3 protein-coding genes are annotated in these 2,591 nt (G+C 66.0%); 1 reads left to right on the top strand and 2 read right to left on the bottom strand.

Annotation, left to right across the window (positions count from 1 at the left end):
- Positions 1 to 177: 177 nt before the first annotated feature.
- Positions 178 to 576, top strand: a complete 399-nt coding sequence (locus tag AB0J69_RS61560) for a DUF4333 domain-containing protein (protein WP_364138643.1) — start codon at positions 178 to 180, stop codon at positions 574 to 576.
- Positions 577 to 875: 299 nt separating this feature from the next.
- Here the strand turns inward: AB0J69_RS61560 and AB0J69_RS61565 are convergent, their stop codons facing one another.
- Complete coding sequence (locus AB0J69_RS61565) at positions 876 to 1,832, bottom strand: ISAs1 family transposase (RefSeq protein ID WP_364138644.1); 957 nt, start codon at positions 1,830 to 1,832, stop codon at positions 876 to 878.
- Between the two features lie 123 nt (positions 1,833 to 1,955).
- Positions 1,956 to 2,111 (bottom strand): hypothetical protein, encoded by a 156-nt coding sequence (locus tag AB0J69_RS61570; protein WP_364138647.1) that lies wholly within the window; start codon positions 2,109 to 2,111, stop codon positions 1,956 to 1,958.
- Between the last annotated feature and the right edge of the window lie 480 nt (positions 2,112 to 2,591).

Genomic DNA, 2,591 nt, shown 5'->3' on the forward strand with positions numbered 1-2,591 from the left:
GGCCTTCGACGGCTTCTCCCGATAGGCCCGAAACGTCACCTTTGGCGTCCCGAACATCCCCAAATCGCCCGAATTATTTCTCTGAGATCACCTCAGTGTGTAGTCGAAAGCGCTGGCCATGTGACCGAGTACGGCGGGGCATGATTTACTACTCGACCTTGCTAGCTGTCACGGTTGATGGCGATCGCGCTGCGCGGCCGCAGGAACCACTGTCAGCCCGTGCATGTCGAAACAGCAATCTTTCAAGCGATGAGGATGGGGAACATGCGCATTGGCTTCCCGGCTTCTTTGGCCTGCGGTGTGGTGCTGGTTGCGGGCTGCAGCTTCAGCTTCAGCGCAGGTAGCACTTCCGTCGAAAGACCCACGGTCGAACAGCAGGTCGCCGACCAATTGGCGGCGAAGGTCGGGCAGCGACCGAAGGCGGTCGTGTGCCCGGGTGACCTCAAGGGGGAGCAGGGCACCACGATGCGTTGCCAGCTGGAGGCCAACGACGGGACGAAGCTCGGCCTCACCGTCACGGTCACGTCGGTCAAGGGCAGCGATGTCAAATTCAACATTAAGGTCGACAACAAGTAGAGGGGTTTCCGTACGCATTCGCGCCCAGCGCATTCCGGCGTTGCATGATCGCGGTGCAGGGCTGGAGCGTTCTCACGTCGTGAGACCGAGTAGCTGAAGACCGTCGGCTGGGTGGCTGCGGTAGTAGTCGGTGGCGGCGGCGATGCTGGTCCAGCCGAGCAGGCGTGCCAGGCCGATGGCCAGGTTGCGCAGGCTGACCAGGACGCGGGGAGCTGCTCCGGTCCGGGCCCGGCAGGCGTCTTCGCGGTAGGTGACGTCGCGGATGTGGTGCAGGGCCTCGATGCTCCAGTGGCCGCGGATCAGTGCGGCCAGCTGGGCGTGGGTGATCCGGCCCGGTGGGAGGCTGGTGATCGCGTAGATCGTGACGATGGTGGTCTTGCCGGTCGTGCGGTCGGTACGGCGGCGTTTGACCTGGATGGCCTGGACTGCGTGGGGAAGGGCAGGCCGGGCCGGACAGTGCAGATCTTCATGCGGCAGATCTCGCGGCGGCCGTGGCCTTGCTCGTCGGTGCGGTCGTTCAGGACGGCGTCGCGCCAGGGCAGGGTCTTGAGCCGGCGCAGCAGCGTGGGCTGGTTGCCTTTGACGATGAACAGGTAGTGGCCGCCGGCGGCGATGATGTGGTGGGCGTGGTCGTGCTGAGTGTGCAGGGCGTCGGCGGTGATGACCATGCTGGACAGGTCCAGGCCGCGCAGCAGGGGTGTGAAGGCGGGGATCTCGTTGCTCTTGGCCTCGACCTGGCGTTGGGCCAGGACGGTCTGGGTGTCGTGGCGGATGGCGGCCAGCAGGTGGACCGCGCCGCTCGAGGTACGGCTGCCGCGCAGGGTCTTGCCGTCCACGGCCAGGCCGAGCAGGGGTGTTCGGGTGTTTGTCGTCGTCTCGGGCGGTTGGCAGGCAGTCAGCGCGGCAACGTAGCCGCAGGTCGCGGCGTCGAAAGCGTCGCCGTCCAGACGGGTGAGCAGTCGTCCCAGGGTGGAGGCGGCCAGTCGCGCGGTGGGCGGGAGGCCGAGTCGGGCGCGCCCGTTGGGGTCGTACCCGGCGATGAACCGGGTGATCTGCACCAGTGATGTTGCTCCGCCCAGGACGGCGAGCAGGGCTAAGGCGAGTAATGGTCCGAGCCGGTAGCAGCGTCCGCGGCGGCAGCGGGGATCGGGGACGGTGTCGAGTACCTCGGCCAGGGTGGGGAGGTCGATGGTGGCGTCGGTGAGGGTGACGTGCTCCAGGTGGCGGGAGAACACGTCGATCGGGGATGATGGCACGCGAACGCGGCCCCTGTTCTTGATCGACTGGCTGGACGCCGACGATCATCAGGGGTCGCGTTCGTTGTCTCCGAATTGGGGCGCCCCTACTATTTACCGGCCTGGCTCAGGGATGCAGCAGTCTCACCAGCCGAGAACGCAACGGCCTTGCTCTGGACTGCCGAGCTGACGCTTAAAATCAAGATGGCGCGTCTCGACAGTCTGGCTTTGCACCAGCTGCTCCAGCCCTTCCCGCAGGACTACGTTGTCGGGCACCCCGTATCGCGAAAGCAGTTCCATGAGCACACCGTAGAACCCTTCGGTGTCTCGTGCAGGTGCGCGGCTGAAGGTGCCAGCACCCCGGACCGGCCCCCAAGCCGCATGCCCGGCCGCCGAACGGGCGTAGGGCCGCGAGGCGGCGCGGGCGCAGCGTCGTTGTGGTGTGGTGAAGTCCTGCTTGCAAAAACACGCATTGGGATCTTGCTCGACCTGAGCAGATGCAGGTCACCCGACTGATCGGGTTCCCTGTGAGTCTCGGCCGTTCCCCCCTGTTCCCCACCCCATCGGGCACGCAACGGGCACGGCCGCGGCCGAAGATCGTGCAGTCTGACGATCAGCTGGGTTGCCGGCGCATCTGGCCGCTGATCGTCGTCACCCCCCCACTCCTTCAGCATCACTGCGAAGACAGGCGCCCCCGGCACAGGGGTTCCGCCCGAAGTCATCTCTCGATGCCGGATAGACCAGGCGTATTCCCGACGTATTCCACGCTGCTGCCGGCGA

The sequence above is a fragment of the Nonomuraea sp. NPDC049709 genome (genome assembly GCF_040674815.1).
Taxonomy (GTDB): domain Bacteria; phylum Actinomycetota; class Actinomycetes; order Streptosporangiales; family Streptosporangiaceae; genus Nonomuraea.

What these genes read in the sequence shown, in the direction of transcription:
- AB0J69_RS61560 (WP_364138643.1), top strand. Translation starts at nt 178, where the DNA reads ATGGCGATCGCGCTGCGCGGCCGCAGGAACCACTGTCAGCCCGTGCAT.
- AB0J69_RS61570 (WP_364138647.1), bottom strand. Translation starts at nt 2,111, where the DNA reads ATGGAACTGCTTTCGCGATACGGGGTGCCCGACAACGTAGTCCTGCGG.